Source organism: Vibrio sp. Y51_MX_L26 (assembly GCF_024181935.1).
In the GTDB taxonomy this organism is placed as follows: domain Bacteria; phylum Pseudomonadota; class Gammaproteobacteria; order Enterobacterales; family Vibrionaceae; genus Vibrio; species Vibrio diabolicus.
Genome location: NZ_JAMZAS010000003.1, coordinates 42689 through 63517, shown reverse-complemented (window position 1 = coordinate 63517; position 20829 = coordinate 42689). Strand labels below are relative to the sequence as shown.

General features: G+C 45.9%; 21 protein-coding genes. 5 read left to right on the top strand and 16 right to left on the bottom strand.

Features of this window, described 5'->3' with window-relative positions; translation table 11 throughout:
• Positions 1-164: 164 nt before the first annotated feature.
• The gene (gene barA / locus NL645_RS08955; RefSeq protein ID WP_253651596.1) at positions 165-2963 is read left to right on the top strand and encodes a two-component sensor histidine kinase BarA; all 2799 of its coding nucleotides are present in this window, start codon (positions 165-167) and stop codon (positions 2961-2963) included.
• A 69-nt stretch (positions 2964-3032) separates the two neighbouring features.
• Here the strand turns inward: barA and acpS are convergent, their stop codons facing one another.
• The 11 genes from acpS to rpoE form a co-directional block, all read right to left on the bottom strand.
• On the bottom strand, positions 3033-3413 hold the full coding sequence (acpS, locus tag NL645_RS08950; protein ID WP_012841407.1) for a holo-ACP synthase: 381 nt from the start codon (positions 3411-3413) through the stop codon (positions 3033-3035).
• A 13-nt stretch (positions 3414-3426) separates the two neighbouring features.
• Positions 3427-4158, bottom strand: a complete 732-nt coding sequence (pdxJ, locus tag NL645_RS08945; protein ID WP_048625989.1) for a pyridoxine 5'-phosphate synthase — start codon at positions 4156-4158, stop codon at positions 3427-3429.
• The gene (recO, locus tag NL645_RS08940) at positions 4155-4886 is read right to left on the bottom strand and encodes a DNA repair protein RecO (RefSeq protein ID WP_006743310.1); all 732 of its coding nucleotides are present in this window, start codon (positions 4884-4886) and stop codon (positions 4155-4157) included. The genes pdxJ and recO overlap by 4 nt, the downstream gene beginning before the upstream one ends.
• Before the next feature lie 115 nt (positions 4887-5001).
• A complete protein-coding gene (era, locus tag NL645_RS08935) occupies positions 5002-5964 on the bottom strand; it encodes a GTPase Era (RefSeq protein WP_005393905.1) in 963 nt (320 codons plus the stop codon).
• Positions 5957-6634, bottom strand: coding sequence for a ribonuclease III (rnc, locus tag NL645_RS08930; RefSeq protein WP_005393907.1), 678 nt, complete (start codon positions 6632-6634; stop codon positions 5957-5959). Before rnc ends, era begins: the two co-directional genes overlap by 8 nt.
• A 20-nt stretch (positions 6635-6654) precedes the next feature.
• Positions 6655-7554: a signal peptidase I gene (gene lepB, locus NL645_RS08925; RefSeq protein WP_005380933.1), complete on the bottom strand. Its 900-nt coding sequence runs from the start codon at positions 7552-7554 to the stop codon at positions 6655-6657.
• Positions 7555-7658: 104 nt separating this feature from the next.
• Positions 7659-9452 carry a translation elongation factor 4 gene (lepA, locus tag NL645_RS08920; RefSeq protein WP_046875099.1) on the bottom strand — a complete coding sequence of 598 codons (1794 nt, stop codon included), beginning with the start codon at positions 9450-9452 and terminating at the stop codon, positions 7659-7661.
• Between the two features lie 158 nt (positions 9453-9610).
• Entirely contained in the window at positions 9611-10081 is a 471-nt protein-coding gene (locus NL645_RS08915; RefSeq protein ID WP_253651595.1) for a SoxR reducing system RseC family protein, read from the bottom strand.
• Positions 10078-11043: a sigma-E factor regulatory protein RseB gene (gene rseB, locus NL645_RS08910; protein ID WP_005393918.1), complete on the bottom strand. Its 966-nt coding sequence runs from the start codon at positions 11041-11043 to the stop codon at positions 10078-10080. Before rseB ends, NL645_RS08915 begins: the two co-directional genes overlap by 4 nt.
• Positions 11040-11666, bottom strand: coding sequence for a sigma-E factor negative regulatory protein (locus NL645_RS08905; protein ID WP_046875100.1), 627 nt, complete (start codon positions 11664-11666; stop codon positions 11040-11042). Before NL645_RS08905 ends, rseB begins: the two co-directional genes overlap by 4 nt.
• Positions 11667-11692: 26 nt before the next feature.
• Positions 11693-12271: an RNA polymerase sigma factor RpoE gene (rpoE, locus tag NL645_RS08900; protein WP_005380946.1), complete on the bottom strand. Its 579-nt coding sequence runs from the start codon at positions 12269-12271 to the stop codon at positions 11693-11695.
• A 554-nt stretch (positions 12272-12825) separates the two neighbouring features.
• On the opposite strand from rpoE, the gene nadB reads away from it, so the two are divergent.
• Complete coding sequence (gene nadB, locus NL645_RS08895; protein ID WP_031780368.1) at positions 12826-14439, top strand: L-aspartate oxidase; 1614 nt, start codon at positions 12826-12828, stop codon at positions 14437-14439.
• 22 nt (positions 14440-14461) lie between these two features.
• Here nadB and NL645_RS23190 read toward each other — a convergent pair whose 3' ends face one another.
• Both NL645_RS23190 and NL645_RS08890 read right to left on the bottom strand, forming a co-directional pair.
• Entirely contained in the window at positions 14462-14944 is a 483-nt protein-coding gene (locus tag NL645_RS23190) for a protein YgfX (RefSeq protein WP_309248911.1), read from the bottom strand.
• On the bottom strand, positions 14892-15152 hold the full coding sequence (locus tag NL645_RS08890) for a succinate dehydrogenase assembly factor 2 (protein WP_005393925.1): 261 nt from the start codon (positions 15150-15152) through the stop codon (positions 14892-14894). Before NL645_RS08890 ends, NL645_RS23190 begins: the two co-directional genes overlap by 53 nt.
• 189 nt (positions 15153-15341) lie before the next feature.
• On the opposite strand from NL645_RS08890, the gene ygfZ reads away from it, so the two are divergent.
• The 3 genes from ygfZ to NL645_RS08875 all read left to right on the top strand — a co-directional run bounded on the left by ygfZ (position 15342) and on the right by NL645_RS08875 (position 17622).
• A complete protein-coding gene (ygfZ, locus tag NL645_RS08885; protein WP_253651594.1) occupies positions 15342-16310 on the top strand; it encodes a tRNA-modifying protein YgfZ in 969 nt (322 codons plus the stop codon).
• Positions 16303-16776, top strand: a complete 474-nt coding sequence (locus NL645_RS08880) for an aminoacyl-tRNA deacylase (RefSeq protein WP_253651705.1) — start codon at positions 16303-16305, stop codon at positions 16774-16776. The genes ygfZ and NL645_RS08880 overlap by 8 nt, the downstream gene beginning before the upstream one ends.
• A 639-nt stretch (positions 16777-17415) precedes the next feature.
• Positions 17416-17622 (top strand): DUF1107 domain-containing protein, encoded by a 207-nt coding sequence (locus NL645_RS08875; protein ID WP_005380970.1) that lies wholly within the window; start codon positions 17416-17418, stop codon positions 17620-17622.
• 65 nt (positions 17623-17687) lie between these two features.
• Here the strand turns inward: NL645_RS08875 and NL645_RS08870 are convergent, their stop codons facing one another.
• The 3 genes from NL645_RS08870 to NL645_RS08860 are packed head-to-tail and all read right to left on the bottom strand — an operon-like array spanning position 17688 to position 20708.
• Positions 17688-18896 (bottom strand): FAD-dependent 2-octaprenylphenol hydroxylase, encoded by a 1209-nt coding sequence (locus tag NL645_RS08870; RefSeq protein ID WP_170903474.1) that lies wholly within the window; start codon positions 18894-18896, stop codon positions 17688-17690.
• A 31-nt stretch (positions 18897-18927) separates the two neighbouring features.
• The gene (gene ubiH, locus NL645_RS08865; protein WP_048625993.1) at positions 18928-20106 is read right to left on the bottom strand and encodes a 2-octaprenyl-6-methoxyphenyl hydroxylase; all 1179 of its coding nucleotides are present in this window, start codon (positions 20104-20106) and stop codon (positions 18928-18930) included.
• Positions 20107-20129: 23 nt separating this feature from the next.
• Positions 20130-20708, bottom strand: coding sequence for a YecA family protein (locus NL645_RS08860; RefSeq protein WP_005393931.1), 579 nt, complete (start codon positions 20706-20708; stop codon positions 20130-20132).
• Between the last annotated feature and the right edge of the window lie 121 nt (positions 20709-20829).

Below are 20829 nucleotides of genomic sequence, written 5' to 3'. Positions count from 1 at the left end.
TCTTCGGCTTCACTATTCTTGATTGCAGCCGTTGTGTGATTCGAGTGACTTGATTATGCTTACCGTTTATTAGGTGACGTCACTTCTTTGCTCAACGCCTTATCGTGCGCTTGAGAAATAATGCGTTATTTTCCCATATCCAGACTCCGATGTAATTAGATAACATGACCAGATATGGCTTACGAGCACGTGTAATTACACTGACTCTCGCTCCCACTCTCATCATTGGTTTATTACTGAGCGGCTTTTTCTCATTTAATCGCTACCAAGACCTTGAGAAACAAGTTATCACCACTGGTAACAGCATCATTGAGCCGTTAGCAATTGCCAGTGAAACTCATCTACTATCAGAAAGCCGAGAGGCGGTACGTCGCTTGATAAGCTACGCCCATCGCAAAAACTCTAAACTGGTTCGTAGTATCGCGGTGTTTGATGAACATCATGAGCTCTTCGTGACATCTAACTTTCACCCTAATTTCGAAGCCTTGATGTTCCCTAAAGATAAACCGATCCCGCAACTGGGCAATTCGGAAATCTACGAAAACTCACTGATATTGCGTGTCCCCATTTTGTCAGAAGGTCACTACTTAGCGGAGTTGTCGAACGAAAGCCAAGGCACAAAAGCGATTGGTTACATCGCCGTCGAGTTAGATCTCTCCTCTTTAAGGCTGCAACAGTATCAAGAAGTTTTCTCTGCGTTTTTAGTTCTGGTTCTCGGTCTTGGCTTAGCAAGTGTGTTTGCTTCACGTCTAATGCACGATGTGACCCAACCTATCACCCACATGAAGAATGTCGTTGACCGCATTCGCCGCGGTCATCTTGATGTGCGTATCGAAGGCAAAATGCACGGTGAGTTAGACCAGCTAAAAAATGGCATCAACGCCATGGCGGTATCGTTATCAGAATATCACGTGGAGATGCAGCACAGTATAGACCAAGCCACATCAGACTTACGTGAAACGCTTGAGCAGCTAGAAATTCAGAACGTTGAGCTGGATATCGCGAAGAAACGCGCGCAAGAAGCGGCCAGGGTTAAATCTGAGTTCTTGGCGAACATGTCGCACGAACTGCGTACTCCGCTCAATGGGGTTATTGGCTTTACTCGTCAAATGCTTAAAACGCAGCTTTCTAACAGCCAAACTGATTACCTACAGACGATTGAGAAGTCGGCGAACAATCTACTGAACATCATCAATGACATTCTCGACTTCTCGAAACTTGAGGCGGGTAAGCTGGCGCTGGAAAACATTCCGTTTGATTTCCGAGAAAGTTTAGAAGAAGTGATTAACCTACAAGCCACAAGTGCACATGAGAAAGGGTTAGAAATCACCCTAAAAGTGGACCCTAAAATTCCACCGGGTTTAGTTGGGGACCCACTACGTATCCAGCAAATTTTGACGAACTTGGTCGGCAACTCAATCAAGTTTACCGAGCGAGGCAACATTGATGTTAGTGTTGAAATGCGCTCTCAATCTGGGGACTCCGTCGAGTTGCAGTTCATGGTGCGCGATACTGGTATTGGTATTTCTGAACGTCAGCAAGCGCAATTATTCCAAGCATTTAGCCAAGCGGATGCCAGCATTTCACGTCGCTACGGCGGCACTGGGTTAGGTTTGGTTATCACGCAGAAATTGGTAAGCCAGATGGGTGGCGAGATCAGCTTAACCAGTCGCTTACACCAAGGTTCGACGTTCTGGTTTACGGTGCGCTTGCACTCAACAGAGATGCCAATGAGCGAACTGATTGAAGTGGAGCTTCTAACGGGCAAACAGTTGCTGTTGATTGAACCAAACATGCAAGCCGCATCCGTAACCCAACAGATTCTAAGTCAAGAAGGTATCTTAGTAACCTACCGCTCTTCGCTACCGAAAAACGAAGAACAATATGACTATGTATTACTGAATTTAGCGGCGAATCAAACGCATGATGCAGACGTCATTACACCTTGGATAGAACAAGCGAAACGCATGGCTCCGAGTGTGATCCTAGGGACGCCGAGTACCGAACTGGCACTTGCCGACCAAATTATGACAGAGCATCACGTCCAATGCCTGACGAAGCCATTGTCTCGCCGTAAACTGCTACAAAGCCTGATTAGCGAACATGTCGAATCACCACCAACATTGAGTGCTCCAATTACGCCAAGCGAAGGGGAGCGTTTACCTCTGACGGTGTTAGCGGTGGATGATAACCCAGCGAACTTGAAGCTGATTTCCGCTCTGCTTCGCGAACGAGTAGAAACCGTCACCGCCTGTAGCAATGGCCAGCAAGCGGTGAACCTTGCGACGGAGAAAAAGTACGACTTAATCTTCATGGATATCCAAATGCCACAAATGGATGGTGTGACCGCTTGTCAGCACATTAAAGAGTTGGAGTTAAATAAAGACACGCCAGTGATTGCGGTAACTGCGCATGCCATGGCGGGTGAAAGAGATCGCTTGCTCTCGGCAGGAATGGATGACTACTTGACCAAACCTATTGAAGAGCATGTGCTACAACAGGTTTTGGTTCACTGGAACCCAAATGCTTGTACAGAGAGCATTGGCAAAGTCGCCCCTTCATACGTTGATGAGCCTGAAGGGAGCGCGCCACAATCCGTTTCTTCGCCTCAGCAGGATGTGATTATTGATTGGCAAGCTGCCTTAAAACAGAGCGCGAATAAAGAGGATCTCGCCAAAGACATGCTGCGCATGTTGATTGAGTTTATCCCTGAAGTAGAAGCAGTCGTTGACCAAGCTCTGGAGCAAGAAGATATCTCCCGTGATGACCTAATTCATGTCATCCATAAGCTGCACGGCAGTAGCTCATATTGCGGAGTGCCTAGGCTGAAATCACTCTGTGCGACGCTTGAGCAAGCACTGCGCTCAGGGATCAGTCTTGAGGAGGTTGAGCCTGAAATGTTCGAGCTGCAAGATGAAATGATTAAAGTCACAACGACTGCAAAATTATACCTTGAACAGTAATCTGCTCGAGAGACAAGAAAGCCAGAGCATCTGCTCTGGCTTTTTAGTATTTTGTTTAAGACTTACAAGCTAGGATTCAAAAATGACCGTCGCCACAGCGTAATGACGCTCATCGGAAATGGACAGGTGAATGTGGTTAACGCCCATCGCATCCGCTATTTGCTTTGCTGTGCCCGTCAATGCGAGCACCGGTTTTCCAAGCGCATCGTTCGAGATGGAAAAATCGTGAAACGTGACCCCTTTCGCGATCCCTGTCCCCAATGCTTTTGAGGCCGCTTCTTTGACCGCAAAGCGCTTAGCAAGATAACGGCCTTGCAGCTTAAGCTGTGAAAATTTAGCCATTTCTTCTTCTGAAAGAATACGCTGAGCAAAAGGCTCACCACTACGAGCTAACGCTTTTTCAATACGCTCAATTTCTGCAATGTCGGTCCCTAACCCTATAATCGCCATCTAGATAGCCCTATTACTGGCGTGCCTCAATCATCAGTGCTTTCATGTCCGCAACCGCTTTATTCAAACCATCAAATACCGCGCGACCAATGATTGAGTGACCAATGTTGAGTTCGTAAATTTCTGGTAATGCAGCAATTGGCGCGACATTGTGATAAGTCAGGCCATGCCCGGCATTAACAATAATACCTAGGTCATGAGCATAACTCGCACCAGCGGCAATCTTCTTCAGTTCTGCTTGCTGTTCGTCTTCTGTCGTCGCATCAGCATAATGACCCGTGTGCAGCTCAATAAACGGAGCACCACACTTTTTCGCAGCTTCAATCTGTTGACGATCAGCATCAATAAAGAGTGAAACTTTAATGCCTGCATCTGTCAGCTTTTTCGTCGCAGCTTTAATTTTTTCAAGCTGCCCCACAACGTCCAAGCCACCTTCCGTCGTCAGTTCTTCACGTTTTTCAGGCACTAAGCACACAAACTCTGGTTTAGTTTGCAGCGCAATCTCAACCATTTCGTCCGTCACTGCCATCTCTAGATTCATGCGCGTTTGAATGGTTTCACGCAGAATACGTACATCACGGTCCAAAATATGGCGACGGTCTTCACGTAAGTGAATTGTGATACCATCCGCGCCTGCACGCTCAGCAATTTCTGCAGCGTGAACAGGATCAGGGTATTTTGTACCACGTGCATTACGTAGAGTGGCAATATGGTCGATATTGACGCCTAAATAAATTGAGCTCATTTTCCGTTACTCCGTGCTCTGGGGGTCTGAATGAAAAATTCACGACTTTTTAAAGGTTTGCCGCCAAGATACGGCTTTAAGGCTATACGTGTAAAGCGTTTTGCCGCTTTTAGCTGCTCTTTAGTGACGAACCGCCGCTCACTGATAGCAATCAGCTCATTCCCTAAAAACGTAAGGTTATCGCGCCTAACCGAAGCTATGAAGCCTTTTTGTTCCCGGTAACGATACGTCATCTCTGGGTCAACGGGCTCGCCAGTACCTGCACAGTGCAAGAAATCCACGCCATACCCCATAGAAGAGAGCAATGCTAACTCAAAACGACGCAGTGCTGGCTCAGGGTTCTCGTTGTGTGCCAACTCTGTTAACGCATGCAAATAATCATGAAATAGCGCTGGCATCGGCACTTCAGCCATCAATATCCGACCAATCAGTTCATTAACGTACATGGCAGAGTAGAGATTAATGCCCGTTAACGGTAAACCTAGGCTTATCGGCTCAGCTTGACGCAAAGTCTTCATTGAACCTTTTCCCGACCATTTAAGTAACAGCGGAGTAAAAGGTTGCAATGCGCCTTTTAAGTTCGAACGCTTACTGCGCGCGCCTTTGGCCATTAAAGTCATTCGGCCATATTCCTCACTAAATACATCAAGGATTAAGCTCGATTCACTGTAAGGGCGGCGATGTAAAACAAAACAGCGCTGTAAACCTTCGGAAGACAGATTACTCATCTAAGTCATTGTGCCTAAAAAGTGTGAAATAAAAAATAAGGAGCCGAGCGGCTCCTTATTTTAATCGATACTGAGTTTTCATCGATGTTGGAGCGAAGCATCTTCGCAGCCAAGATTATAAGTCGTCGATATAGCCCAACGAGCGCAGTGCTCGTTCGTCGTCTGCCCAGCCAGATTTCACTTTTACCCATGTTTCCAGGTAAACCTTACGACCGAACAACTCTTCCATATCTAAACGCGCCTCACGACCAATGGTCTTGATCTTCTCGCCACCTTTACCAATCACCATTTTCTTCTGGCCATTACGCTCAACAAGAATCAAGGCATTGATATGGAAACCGTCGGTTTCTGGGTTGTAATCAAAACGTTCAATCTCGACCGTTACCGAGTATGGCAATTCTTCACCCGTGAAACGCATTAACTTTTCACGCACAATTTCAGATGCCATAAAACGCTGGGAGCGATCAGTCACGTATTCTTCTGGGAAGTGGTGCGTTGCTTTAGGTAAGTGCTTACGCACGTGCTTACGCAGTACATCAATGTTCTTCCCTTGCTTCGCAGAGATTGGCACAACGTCAACGAAGTCCATCTTTTTAGACATCTCAGCCATGTGTAGCATCACTTCGTTACGATCTTGCACGTTGTCGACTTTATTGACACAAAGCACAACTGGGAAGTTCGATTTTTGAAGCTTAGTTAGCACCATCTCATCGTCTTTGGTCCAATGCGTACCATCGACTAAGAAGAACACTAGGTTTACATCACTTAGAGATGAGTTAGCCGCACGGTTCATCAGGCGGTTAATCGCACGCTTTTCTTCGATGTGAAGTCCTGGCGTGTCGACGTAAATCGCTTGGTAATCGCCGTCCGTGTCCACACCCATAATGCGGTGACGTGTTGTTTGTGGCTTACGTGAGGTGATCGAAATCTTCTGACCCAAGATTTTGTTCAGAAGTGTCGACTTACCTACATTTGGGCGACCAACAATAGCAATAAAGCCACAGTGCTGGTTTTCTGGCGAGCTTGGCTCACCTTGTGATGCGAAAAACGCATCGATATCGAATTCGTTATCAGCCATTTGTTAATTGCTCAAGTGCTGTTTCAGCAGCCGCTTGTTCTGCCTTGCGGCGGCTGGTGCCTTTCCCGATTACAGGCTTGTCCACACCTGCTACTTCACACTCAACCGTAAACTCTTGGTTGTGCGCTTCACCTTTAATATTAGTCACTGTGTACACAGGCAGCGGTTTTCTTCTGCCTTGTAGGAACTCTTGTAGGCGAGTTTTCGGATCTTTTTGTGAGACGCCAGGTTTAATGGCTTCAAGGCGTGAGTTGTACCAACTCAGTACAATGCCTCGCACGACTTCAAGATCGCTGTCTAGGTAAATTGCGCCAATAATGGCTTCAACCGCATCGGCTAAAATAGAGTCTCGGCGGAAACCGCCACTCTTCAATTCACCTGGACCTAATTTTAAATAATCTCCTAGATCGAATTCACGACCCAGTTCCGCCAATGTATGTCCACGAACCAAAGTAGCACGCATACGGCTCATGTCACCCTCGTTCACTTTCGGGAAACGATGGTACAGATCATCAGCGATGACAAAACTTAAAATTGAATCGCCCAGAAACTCAAGACGTTCATTATGCTTACTGTTGGCGCTGCGGTGAGTCAGCGCCAAGTTGATAAGCCCGGCATCTTGAAACTGGTAGCCGAGCTTTCTCTCTAGTTTATCAATTGGAGAATTCATACTCTCTCGATATAAAATGGTTAGTGAATACCACCGATGCGGTTAAAACGCACACCAGTTGGAATCCATGAAGGTAGAACGCTATCTGCGCCACGATCAAACTCGAAGCTGATCCAAATGGCGACAGCTTTGCCGACTAAGTTTGCTTCAGGAACGAAGCCCCAGTAACGGCTGTCAGCACTGTTGTCACGGTTATCACCCATCACAAAGTACTGACCTTGTGGTACAACCCACTCTGTCGTGCCGCTACGTGGGAAGTATTGCTCCACACGGTTACGAACAAGAGGGTTAACCAAAATATTGTGCTCCACGTTACCCAATTTTTCATCCAGTTGGATCATTGGAATACCGTTCGAGCTAAACTGACTTTCTTCAACATTGCTCAGTTTAACTGGTTTACACGCCGATTCACCTTGGCTTTGCACGCAAAGCTGCTTATCACTTGAATAACGCACGATATCACCAGGCAAACCAACAACACGCTTAATGTAATCCACACTTGGTTGTGGCGGGTATTTGAATACCACGATATCACCACGCTCAGGCTTGCCAGTTTCCACTAGCTGCGTGCGCCATACTGGATCTTTCAAGCCATAGGCGTATTTTTCTACCAAAATAAAGTCACCCACCAACAAAGTCGGCATCATTGAGCCTGATGGGATTTGAAATGGTTCGTAGATAAAAGAACGTAATACTAAAACGAACGCAATCACAGGAAAAATTGAGACGCTATTTTCAACCCACCAAGGCTGACGCTCAACTTTTTGCAAGGTCACTGCATCCAAACCATTAGACGTCTGAGCTTGAATCTCCGCCAGTTTTTCCTGACGCTTTTTCGCGAAAACCAGCTTTTCCAATAGCCAAACTACGCCAGTTACCAAAGTCGCAATAACCAGCATCAGTGAGAATGTATTCGCCATTAAATTCCCTTATCTAAAAATACGAAAGTGAAAGAGCCGAAACCCTTTCACTTATTTTAATATCTAACGTCTTAAGACCGACAAGTGTGAGACAAAGTTCAACTTTAGTCTTTACCTACGTGAAGGATGGCTAGGAACGCTTCTTGAGGCAGCTCAACGTTACCGATCTGCTTCATGCGCTTCTTACCTTCTTTCTGTTTCTTCAGAAGTTTCTTCTTACGACTTACGTCACCGCCGTAACATTTCGCGATTACGTTCTTACGCAGCTGTTTTACAGTTGAACGTGCGATAATGTGGTTACCAATCGCTGCTTGGATTGCGATATCAAACATTTGGCGAGGGATAAATTCTTTCATCTTCTCTACCAGCTGACGACCGCGAGTCTGAGACTGGTCTTTGTGTGTGATCATCGCCAATGCATCAACGGTGTCACCGTTCAGAAGAACGTCTACACGTACCATATTCGAAGCTTCAAAACGCTGGAAGTTGTAATCCAAAGACGCATAACCACGAGAGGTCGATTTCAGACGGTCGAAGAAATCCAGTACCACTTCTGCCATTGGAATATCGTAAGTCACGGCAACCTGGTTACCGTGGTAAACCATATCGACCTGAGTACCACGCTTTTCAACACACAGCGTGATCACGTTACCTAGATACTCTGAAGGTACCAGGATATTACAACGAGCGATCGGTTCACGAATTTCTTCAATATCATTGATCGCTGGTAGTTTAGCAGGGCTATCAACGTACAGTAGTTCACCATCGGTCTTTTCAACTTCGTAAACTACCGTTGGTGCCGTGGTGATAAGATCTAAGTCGTATTCACGCTCTAGACGCTCTTGGATGATTTCCATGTGCAACATGCCAAGGAAACCACAACGGAAACCAAAGCCAAGTGCCGCGGAGTTTTCTGGCTCGTAGAATAGCGATGCGTCGTTTAGGCTTAATTTGCCCAGCGCATCACGGAAGTTCTCGTAATCGTCAGAAGATACCGGGAACAGACCTGCGTAAACCTGAGGTTTTACTTTCTTAAAGCCTGGTAGCGGTTTTTCACAGCCATTCTTAGCCATAGTCAGCGTATCACCAACTGGTGCACCAAGGATGTCTTTAATACCACAAACCACCCAACCTACTTCACCAGTACGAAGGATATCGGTATCTACTTGTTTTGGCGTAAAAATACCAAGACGGTCTACACCCCAAACTTGACCCGTGCTCATCACTTTGATCTTGTCGTTCTTCTTCAGTTCGCCGTTTTTAATACGAACTAGAGAAACAACGCCAAGATAGTTATCAAACCATGAGTCAATGATCAGCGCTTGTAATGGCGCATCTGGGTCACCTTCCGGTGCTGGAATCGCTGATACGATGTTCTCTAGAACGTCATCAACACCGATGCCTGTCTTCGCAGAACAGCGGGTTGCTTCCATTGCATCGATACCAACGATTTCTTCAATTTCTTCTGCCACGCGCTCAGGATCGGCTGCTGGTAGGTCAATCTTGTTCAAGATTGGCACAACCTCTAGATCCATCTCAATCGCGGTGTAACAGTTAGCCAGTGTTTGAGCTTCAACACCTTGACCCGCATCTACAACCAATAGCGCACCTTCACAAGCCGCTAGAGAACGTGATACTTCATATGCAAAGTCAACGTGCCCCGGAGTATCGATGAAGTTCAGCTGATACGTTTCACCGTTTTTAGCGGTGTAGTTTAGCGTCACACTCTGAGATTTAATGGTGATACCACGCTCACGTTCAAGATCCATAGAATCCAGAACCTGTGCGGCCATTTCACGATCGGTTAACCCGCCACAAACTTGGATTAGACGGTCTGATAGGGTCGACTTACCATGGTCGATGTGGGCGATAATCGAAAAGTTACGAATGTGCTTCATAGATTTAGGGTGACTAACTCTTTACAAATAGGGACAGTAAGAAACGCCATCTACTGACGGCATTTCAATCAAGTTGGCAGATTCTACCGAATTTCGTTAACGGGCGCACGTAATTTAAAGTACATACCCAAATAACCTTAAGCGGAGGGGGAGAGCGCTTACTGGATTGGCTCTCCAAGTACCCGAACAAGGGTAACTTGGCGCTTGGATTCATCCTCTAACGGACGAGAAACACGTTTTGCGATCCACATTCCACCAGCTGCAAATAATACTGATGCCAATATGATGATACCTTCCCCGCCCGCGGTCAGCGGCGCTAATAGGAAGTGACCAAACATCGCACCGATAATCAAACCAAACAACGGCAGTAAATAAACCGCCATTGCTGATTTTATCAGGCTCGACTCAGGAAAGCCTATCTCAACGACTTGACCTATCTTCACTGATTTATCCGTGCGCAGGTGCCAAGATAAACTCTTGTTACCAATGGCTTTAGTCACAACGCCCGTTCCACAGCTTTTCTGTGAAGAGCAACTACTGCAACTGGTCTGTTGTTCGCAGCTTAAATCAATTTCGTATTGTTTACCGCGATGATGTACGTCTGTCACAGTAGCCAACGCGGTCATCATTGTTGTTTACTCTTTGTTACATTAAATGTGACAGATTGAGCGATACGCTGTGCTGTGGTCGGCGGAATGTCTCCAACTACGGAGATTTCATGTTGACCGCTCACAAAACTATGCAACGTTCTTCGGCCTTGGCGAACCAACTGCCCTTTTAACGAATGCTCATCTTTGTTTGCTACGTAAACAGAGAAGCTAAACAGACCATCAGAATACAGCTGGCTCTCCACCATTTGATTGGTAACAGCCATGCGGTAGCGGTTCAGCTCGTTCGGTTCGAAACCTTCAGGGATCCAACCTACCTGCCAATTGCTGGTTCCAATATCACCTTTTGGCATGGTGAGAACAGCTGGTAATTGAACATCTTGTAGGCCACTCATTAACTCTGCGATTTTTGGATTCACCGTGTAAGAAATAGTGCGATATTGTTCAAGCATCTCACCATCACGGTCCACAAGGTCGGCACGTAACGGCAATTTACTCTTTTCATCGATCCATAGTACGTATGAATAGCGCAGACCGTCTTTAGGGACGACACGCAGCACTTGTGTTGCTACACCTGCTTCACGAGCTCTACCCACTTTTACATAGTCGTAATACAAGTTTAGCTCATCGATATTGGTGTTGAGCATAGGCATGGTCGGAGCGACCATTTTACCTGACTCGATGGTGAATGGTTCTAAACCCGTTTCGATATAGCTTACTTCTGTGCCGCGACGAATCACTTCGCGCACAGGGCCACTTAAATAAACAAGATGAGCATATTGATCGTCACCATGCGTGGCATGACGATACAGCAACGGCTCAATGCTGTTCTTTTTGATAAGGATATAAGAGAGTTCGTAACTTAAATTCTTACTCGCCTCGCTCATTTGATGCAATAAAGCCTCCGCTGGCTTATCACCAGCAAAGGCTTGAGAAGACATCATACTGAACAGAGCGCAAGCGCTGATCAGAAATTTTTTCATTCAATATCCGGATTCAGATTTGCATCTTGTTGAGATGCATCACTGTTAATTCGTAACTGCAATTCGTAGTCTCGCAGCATAGCATGAACACGCTTACGTTGCTCTTGCATATTTGCTTCACCTACAGAACGCTCAACAGACTCACGAGTTAAACTCACAGGCTCTGCGCTGCCAGCAAACGGAACTGTCTGCAACACAGGTAATTGATCTGTTTGCGGCGACATTGAATCGCTACCACCGTACTGCTGTACACCTAAAATAACGACAAGCGATACACATGCAGCAACAGCAACTTGACCAAACTGTGTCAACCAACCTGGCAACTGACGTTTTGCTTTTTGCGGTTCTGGTTGCGACTCTTTTGGCGTATCAGCAATTGAGATAACATTTGCACCGTGCGAATCAAACGCACGATGTGCAGGTTCATCTTCTAACGCTAACGCCACGCTTTCAGCAATATTCCACTCAGGTTTTGCTGGCGCTTCGCCTCGCATCACATCACCAATCAGGTGATAGTTCTGCCAAGCATCACGGCTCTCTTGGTCTTGCTCTAACTCTTGAATTAAAGCCTTATCGACCAATTCTCCATCCATGAGAGCTGAAAGTTTTTCTTTGTCAGCCATTATTTTCACCATAGTTATTACTTGTACTAGCGTTGCAAAAGAGGTCTGATTTTCTTTTCCACCGCCTCACGAGCACGGAAGATACGCGATCGTACCGTTCCTACCGGGCAATCCATCACTTCTGCAATTTCTTCATAACTCAAGCCATCGAGCTCTCGTAATGTCATTGCGGTTTTTAAATCTTCAGGTAAAGCTTCGATTGCACTGAACACCACCCGTTGCAATTCTTTGGACAACGTTAAGTTCTCAGGGTTCGATATTTCTTTAAGTGCACTACCTGTTTCGTAAAATTCAGCATCTTCAGCATCGACATCTGTCGCTGGAGGTCTACGCCCTTGAGCAACAATGTGATTTTTCGCAGTATTCACTGCAATGCGATACAGCCACGTATAAAACGCACTCTCCCCACGAAAGCTGGGAATAGCTCGGTAAGCTTTAATAAACGCTTCTTGTGCTACATCTGGTACATCGCCAGGATTACTAACGTATCTGGAAATAAGATTACATACCTTATTCTGGTACTTTGTTACCAACAGGTTGAATGCTTGCTTATCGCCATTCTGAACTCGCTCAATCAATACTTGATCGGTCAGCTGCTCGTTCATTCGAGCGGATACTCCTATTTGTTATGCCCCTACTCTTCTCAGATATGGGTACTAATTATGCAAAACGTAGTATTGACACCACTGCTTACTTGAGCACTATTGTGACCCTAACGTGAATGAGAAAGTTCCATGGTTTCTCAAGTTTTTTGTCATTGTTTTTTCACAGTGTGATGTCTGTACCCAAATGACCACCGCTGCCTGACTTTAGTCTAAGTTTGACAAGCGAGCATCTTGGAGGGAAATGGGTATAATGAATGATCTCTGTCCCAGATTGTGCTGGGTCGAGCATGGAAAAGCAATGGCATTGACAAACTATTACTTTTCATTTGCATGGCTAATGGCTATCTGAACACCGCGTTACAAATTATAACTTAGGAAGCATGCTCATGCTCTGCATGAAAAAGAAGAGTGGCTCAGTCACCGCAGTAACACGGATGTCGATAGGTCTCCCAACTTAGCCCTTAGCGACAGGTGTCGCGATAATGGAATGCACATGGTGTGCAAATAATACACAAGGTAACTTTGTTACCTTAGCTTGGGATTATAAAAGTTATATGAACACAAATCGTGAACATGAGTGTGATGTGTTAGTGGTAGGGAGTGGCGCGGCTGGTTTGTCGTTGGCTTTGCGCGTTGCTAACCACTGTAAAGTGATGGTGCTGAGTAAAGGGCCACGCAGCGAAGGGGCGACCTATTATGCCCAGGGTGGTATTGCTGCTGTATTTGATGAGTCAGACACCATTGATTCACACGTTGAAGACACGCAAATCGCCGGCGATGGTATTTGCGATGAGGACACCGTGAGGTTCATTGCTGAACATTCAAAAGAGTGCGTACAGTGGTTGATCGACGGTGGTGTCCCATTTGATCGTGAAGAGGATGACTCTGACGATGAGCCTCGTTACCACTTAACTCGAGAAGGTGGCCATAGCCGTCGTCGTATTCTTCACGCGGCAGATGCAACAGGTATGGCGATGCAAACCTCCCTGCAAGATAACGCTCACAACCATCCAAACATTCATGTTCTCGAACGTCACAATGCGCTGGACTTAATCACCGAAGACAAAATTGGCGGTGATAAAAACAAAGTTATCGGTGCTTATATTTGGAACCGCAACGAAGAGCATGTCGAAACCGTGCGGGCCAAATTTGTGGTTCTCGCTACAGGTGGCGCTTCAAAAGTTTATCAATACACCTCTAACCCAGATGTTTCGTCTGGTGATGGTATTGCCATTGCTTGGCGTGCAGGGTGTCGTGTGGCAAATATGGAGTTTAACCAGTTCCACCCGACGTGTTTATACCACCCCGAGGCGCGTAACTTCTTGTTGACCGAAGCGTTACGTGGTGAAGGTGCTTACCTGCGTCGTCCAGATGGTTCTCGCTTTATGCCAGATTTCGATGAGCGTAAAGAGCTTGCTCCGCGTGACGTCGTGGCTCGTGCTATCGACTTCGAAATGAAGCGTTTGGGTGCCGACTGTATGTACCTCGACATCAGTCACAAACCTGCGGACTTTATTACGAAACACTTCCCAACCATTTACTCACGTTTGATGGACTTGGGCATTGATATGACCAAAGAGCCAATCCCAATCGTACCTGCTGCGCACTACACTTGTGGCGGTGTCATGGTGGATAGAAATGGCTGCACCGATCTTAAAAACTTGTATGCAATTGGCGAAGTCAGCTATACAGGGCTGCATGGTGCTAACCGCATGGCATCAAATTCACTTCTCGAATGCGTGGTTTATGCTTGGTCTGCGGCGAAAGATATTCTAAAACATCACACTAACGTGGAGCTTCCTTCACAGGTGCCATGTTGGGATGAAAGTAAAGTGACCAACAGTGATGAAGAAGTGATCATTCAGCACAACTGGCACGAGCTTCGTCTGTTTATGTGGGACTACATGGGCATTGTACGAACTGACAAGCGTTTAGAACGCGCCTTGCGCCGTATCCAACTGTTGCAACAAGAAACGCATGAGTACTACAGCAATTTCCGTGTCTCGAACAACTTATTAGAACTGCGTAACCTTTTACAAGTAGCAGAGCTGATGGTTCGTTGTGCGATGCAGCGTAAAGAGAGTCGAGGTTTGCACTACACGCTTGATTATCCGAACCAACTGGAAAACAGCGGACCAACGATTTTGGTTCCAGCTAAACAGCTTTAATTCGACAAAATAAACTATTACATCAACAGGGAGCATTGGCTCCCTGTTTCATTTCCCACTGGCGTAATACCAAAGATAATTGACGGTAATGCTGATCGTCACAGCTATCACGCCAAATCGTGACGCTACGGCCAGACTGCAATCGAAATGTTATCTTGAATGGCAATGTCGATGTATCGACTCGTTGTAACTGATCCTTTTCAGACTCAAGAGCCGCCGAACATTCACTATACTCAAGGGCCTCAAACCTAACCGAGCCATCGCAATGCACATACCAATAACCCTGACTTGTCGGTTTAACAAAGCCTTGGCTCAGTAGTGCCTTAACCATCATTAATAACAAATAAATCGATAATACGAGAGGGATGCTAGAGAGGGTAACGGCCCAAGTCATCAGTAAGAAAAGTATTACATTGAGAACTCGGGCAGTCAGAGAGGGAGAAGCGGTAAAATTAACGAACTTTGCTGAGGTTATGGGCGACAATTTTATCAACCATTGCAGCATGACCTAAGTTTTCGCTGCGGCCATGCCCCATTATCCAAGTAAACAGATCAGGATCATCGCATTCAAGTAAAGAAACAAAGTCACGCTGCTCTTGTTCACTCAGAGTATCAAAGCACTCTTCAAAAAACGGCATAATTACTACGTCAAGCTCAAGCATGCCTCGACGACAAGCCCATTTAATACGCGCTTTTTCTTCCGGAGTGTACATTCACTATTCCTTCATAGATGTCTTGTTGTTAGTGCGGAGTGTAACAAGGGATGTGCTACGTCACTAGTGTGCGGGTCACAATACGATAGTGAAAGCAGACAAATGTTGATTCGTAAATCGCTCCCCTAGTATCTCAAGGTTATTTGGGTATAACATAGCGGAAAAATATCTTCAAAAGGCATTGTAATTATGGAATGGCAAACTCGTTTTTCAGCACTACCTCTCTCAACTCAAGACGCACTTCCAGAGTTATCTATCTCTCTGCTGGACAATTTCGGCATGATCACCATGGTCGGTGACGATAAAAAATCATACTTACAAGGTCAGGTTACCTGCGATGTCGTTTCTTTAGAACAAGACCAATCAACATTAGGCGCACATTGTGATGCGAAAGGTAAAGTGTGGAGTGTGTTCCGCCTTTTCCATCACCACGATGGCTACGGCATGATCCAACCAAAATCGGCGATTGACGTAGAACTTAGCGAAATAAAAAAATACGCCATTTTCTCTAAAGTAACGATTGAAGCTTCTGATGAAGTTATCTTAGGTGTTGCCGGCGTCAAAGCCGATGTGCTTATTTCTTCAATGAGCAAAACGACTGGCAGCGTTCGCCCTGTTGAAGGCGGCACCGCGGTACAAGTTTCACAAAACCGCTGGCTACTGATATTAAGTGCGCCAGCTGCGCAACAAGTCGTTGAAAATACAGATGCTGCCCTTACGACAAATGAACTTTGGAATCGTTTCGACATTGAAGCTGGTTTACCATTTGTCTCTGCATCCGCGCAGAATGCTCACATTCCACAAGCACTCAACGTGCAAGCTTTAGGAGGCATTAGCTTCACAAAGGGCTGCTACACAGGACAAGAAACGGTAGCACGAGCTAAGTATCGCGGTACAAATAAACGTGCGATGTACATCGTAAAAGGGGCAACTTCTGCTCCATTTAGTGACGAGCCAATTGAGCTCGAACGCAGCGTGGGTGAAAACTGGCGTTCAGTGGGTGCTTTATTAAACCACTACCAGTTCAGCGACAATCAAGCGATTGGCCTGATCGTACTGCCCAATAATCTCGATGAAGACACTCGTCTTCGTTTGGTTGCTCAACCAGAATGTGAATGGACAATCGAATCACTGCCTTACAGCCTTGATGATGAGTAATACAATCAATACTCCTTTGATGCAATTTCTCACAGACCAACACATTCCGTTTCGTCTGTTACCGCATCAAAGACCAGCAACCACTATTGAGGATGCCGCGCAACAACGCGGCATTCGCCCTTCTCAAATGGTAAAAGCGATCTTGCTACGAGACATGGGTAATCAATATGCTCTCGCCTGTGCGCCTGGTGATCGTAGTGTCGATCCCAAAAAAGTGCGCTCGTTACTGCGATGCCGCCGGATGACTTGCGTTGATCAAGCCGACGTTGAGGCCATCACAGGTTACAAAATTGGTACTGTCACTCCACTATTACTCAAACGACACATGCCGATCGTGTTCGATCCTAGCTTACTAGAAGAACAGGAAGTCACGATCAGCAGTGGCGATCGCATGGCTGGACTGGCGCTTTCTATCCAAGATCTGATCCAATTGTGTCAGCCGACCGTAGCTGAGATATGTCGTTAGTCGTCTAAAAATAATGTAATAGCACGTAGTTTTTCTATCACCACGTGATCTCGCTCATATCTATAAAAATAGACGAGAGAATTTTTAATCACATATAAAACATAAATAGTCACAAAGATAAAACTCGTATATGCTGAATTTGTTGGTTAAGTTTCAAACAAGCACTTAACCAACATAAAGTGAATCAGCTGACTGAATGACAGTATTCATGCCGTCAGCTGTCCACTTTTGTGTAATGCATCTGTGACTATTCGCCCGCTGAAGCGGGCTTTTTTTTGTGCGGAACTTTTTTCTCTTCCTCTTTCTCTAACCGTTAGGACGTAAAGCTTGTTCTGTCGGATACCACCTTAATAGAAACAATTAGCAAACAATCATTTTCGTTCTATTCTTAATTCTGTAACAAAACTATTGCTTAATGCGTCACGTAAAAAGGAATGTATTGTCGTAAGGGTTCCTTGAACGGTGATTTTTTGGGGTAATCCTCACGCTATTTAAGAGGTGACACTGTCAAATTGTCTAAGACAACACAAATCTCTGACGCAACACCCTACATCTGTATTTAATACTATGGCTGTCACAATAATTTTCGCGTCCAAAACGTAGAATACCTAGGCTAGGTTAGATAAAAGGAAAGTAAATATGAGACTGTTTAAGCGCTATACACCAAGTATGATTGCTAAACATATAAGTCGTCTTTTTAAAGGAAGAATTTATATTTACGGGGTCGGTAGATTCGAGTTTGATAACGGCAAGTTAATACTGCCGGAGAAAGCAGAGCAACGCCATTTCCGAGCGGTCAAAGAGATCAACCAAGAAATAATGAAACTCCGATGCGCATATGCTTAGCAAAACGTTGATAAAACAAAGGCTGGATTAACCAGCCTTTTGTGTATTTGAAGTTCGCTTTACACCTACTGACGTGCCAGATCCGGCAGATGACCTTTTAGACCAAGCGCACGCTTCATGATCTCATCTTTCGCTCCCGGCAATTGACCCGCTAAACTCAAACCAATGCCACGAACCAGCTTCTTAGCAGGATTCTCTCCTGAGAACAGGTCTCGGAATCCTTGCATTGCAGCAATCATCTTTGCTGCTTCCGCTTTGCGCCAACGCTCATAACCTCTTAGATTGCGTTTGCTGCCAATATCTTGGCCTTGCTTCCATAGCGCTAACACCTCTTGAGCGAGGCCGGCTGCATCTAATAAACCTAAATTCACACCTTGCCCCGCTAGTGGGTGAATGGTATGGGCTGCATCGCCAACCAGCGCGACTCGCTCTACAACAAAATCTCGCGCATAGCGCATTTTCAAAGGAAACGCGGCACGCTCTCCCACGACTTCACATAGACCAAGTCGTGTATCAAATTCGCTCGTCAATGCTTTGTTGAAATCATGCTCACTCATTGCCAATAGCTGCTCTGCACGATTTGGCTCAGTGGACCAAACAATAGAGCACATATCTGGTTGCGACATTGGCAAAAACGCCAATGGCCCTTGAGGAGTAAAAATCTGTCGTGCAATGCTATTGTGCGGAGCAGCGGTTTTAACATTCGCGACCAGAGCATGATGTCCATAATCCCAATGCGTTAACGGAATATCCATTTGATGACGAAGCCACGAGTTTGCCCCATCGGCTCCGACCACTAACTTAGCCGTCATGGCTTGACCATTGTCGAGCGTCAACCAACTTTCTTGTTCGCCCACCGCTAAGGTCGCGCAACGTGCAGGCATAAACATAGTGACGTTATCGAGCTTTTGGACTTGTTCGAGCAGTGCGAGTTGAATCACTCGATTCTCAACAATATGCCCTAAATCAGGTTGTGCCATGCTTTGTGCATTGAACTCAATACTAGCGAAGCTATCTTGCTCCCACACTTCCATTCCGTAGTATGGTGAAGCTCGGCGTTGCTCTATTCCCTGCCAAGCGCCAAGCTTACGCAAGATCGTCTCACTAGAACGGCTCAACGCAGACACACGCACATCAGGTAACTCTTTCAACGACTCATCTGGCACCTTGCCTTCTATTACGGCGACACGCAGATCGCTGTCCTTGAACGCGGCAGCAAGTGCCAACCCAACCATCCCTCCGCCGATGATGGCGATATCTACACTTTGCATCATTGCTTTTTATTACCTAATTCAGTGCGGCCGTTCATCGTTTTACCAAACCAAGCGTATGGCGCAGTAGCGGCTGCTTAAAAATAGAAAGGTTATCCATCGCTGCTAAGGCTGTATTTCGCCCAATTCGCATCGCGGGTAAATCATTTGAAAAAATATGCACTAAGGCACTGGTTAGCCAGATCGTTTCGCTTCGATCTGCCTCTCTACGCTGACTAAAGCGCATCAAGCCTTGATAAAGACCAACATCATCGCTTTGCTGCACGATTTCTTCTGCTAGCGAGACAACGTCGCGAATACCAAGATTAAAACCTTGTCCAGCTATCGGATGCAGCGTTTGCGCCGCATTCCCAACAATCGCAAAACGATGAGAAATATTTTGCTTTCGATGGCGAAGAAGCAATGGGTAACTCGCACGTCGTCCCACTTTTTTCATCGCGCCCAAACGCCAGCCAAAGTCTTGTTGTAAACGTTGGAGAAATGCTTGGTCAGATAACTCAAGAACTGCTTGGGCTTCCTCAGGGTGCAGACACCAAACTAAAGACATTCTATTGTCACTCATTGGCAATAAAGCTACAGGGCCATTTTCAGTAAAACGTTCAAAGGCTCTACCTTGATGAGGTTCTTGAGTAACAATATTGGCAATGACAGCCACTTGTTCAAAATCTTGCTCAGAAAGCTCTAAACCAATTTTCTGACAACAAGTCGAAACAGCACCATCGGCTGCCACCAGCAGTTTTGCGTCAAGCTTCCCACCGCTTTTCAACGTAATATGGGTACAGTCTTGCTCGCGCTCGATATCGGTAACAGAGTCAGGGCAAAACAGCGTAATAGATGCGCTGCTATCTAATAATTCTTGATATACGCGACCAACATCGGCTAATTCGACAACATACCCTAGTGCTTCAACGCCAATCTCTTGCTTGGTAATTTCCGTCATCCCAGCATGAGAGCGGTCAGAAACGTGGATATGTTCAATGGGTGTGACAAACGGCTCTATCGAGGTCCAGAGCTGTAGTTGACGCAACAGATTGACAGTACCGTAAGACAATGCGATTGAGCGAGAGTCAAAACCAGGGTGCATATCTGACTGCGCTTTAAAAGGCTCAACGACGGCAATGCGGAGCTTTCCCTGAGACAAATGGTCAATTGCTAATGCCAACGTTGCCCCTGCCATGGCACCACCAGCAATGACTACATCATATTGCTTCATGCTAACCTCTGGACCATCTACGATTAATGAATAGTAGGCTTTTTATCGCTACTTTCAGGGCGAACACCAAACTCAGCATGAATCGTTAGTACGCAAGCTTTGATGTGTTCAATCACTTGTTCTAGCAATTGCGCTTGTTCACCGAGGTCATCATCTTCATCAATGCCTAATTTGGCAATCTCTTCTAAGTCAGCCAATGCTTCTTTAGCGTCATCTGACGCTTTATTTAGCGCAACACCTGCTAGACCTAAACCAGAAATAAAGTGGTTTACGAAATCGGACACGCTGTCAGCCAACGTGAATAAGCCTTCTTCTCCCGGCTCATCTGGCAATAATAAAGACAGCTCCATCGACGTGCCCGTGAGTTCATTGACAGTAACAGTGAATACGCTTTGAGCAAAAGCTAGCGCGGTAGAAGGCCAACCCATACCATCATTGGTGTAGTCAAACAGAATAGGCTGCCAAGTTTGATCATTAATCGCCAATCCACCACTTAACATGCCGACAAATAAGCCATGTAATTCCGCAGGTGTTACTGCTAGGCTTGCAGATTGCAGTTCAGCAGCAATAGATTGGTATTCAGGAAGGGTGATTTCACTCATAACTTGGCTCATTCTTGCATAATAATGTATTGGTATATCCTACCATCAAGGTTAGTGGTCTGAAACGGCTATCAAATTCAATTTTGAACAGCATTTGCTCAATTTGCCCAATTCCTGTGTG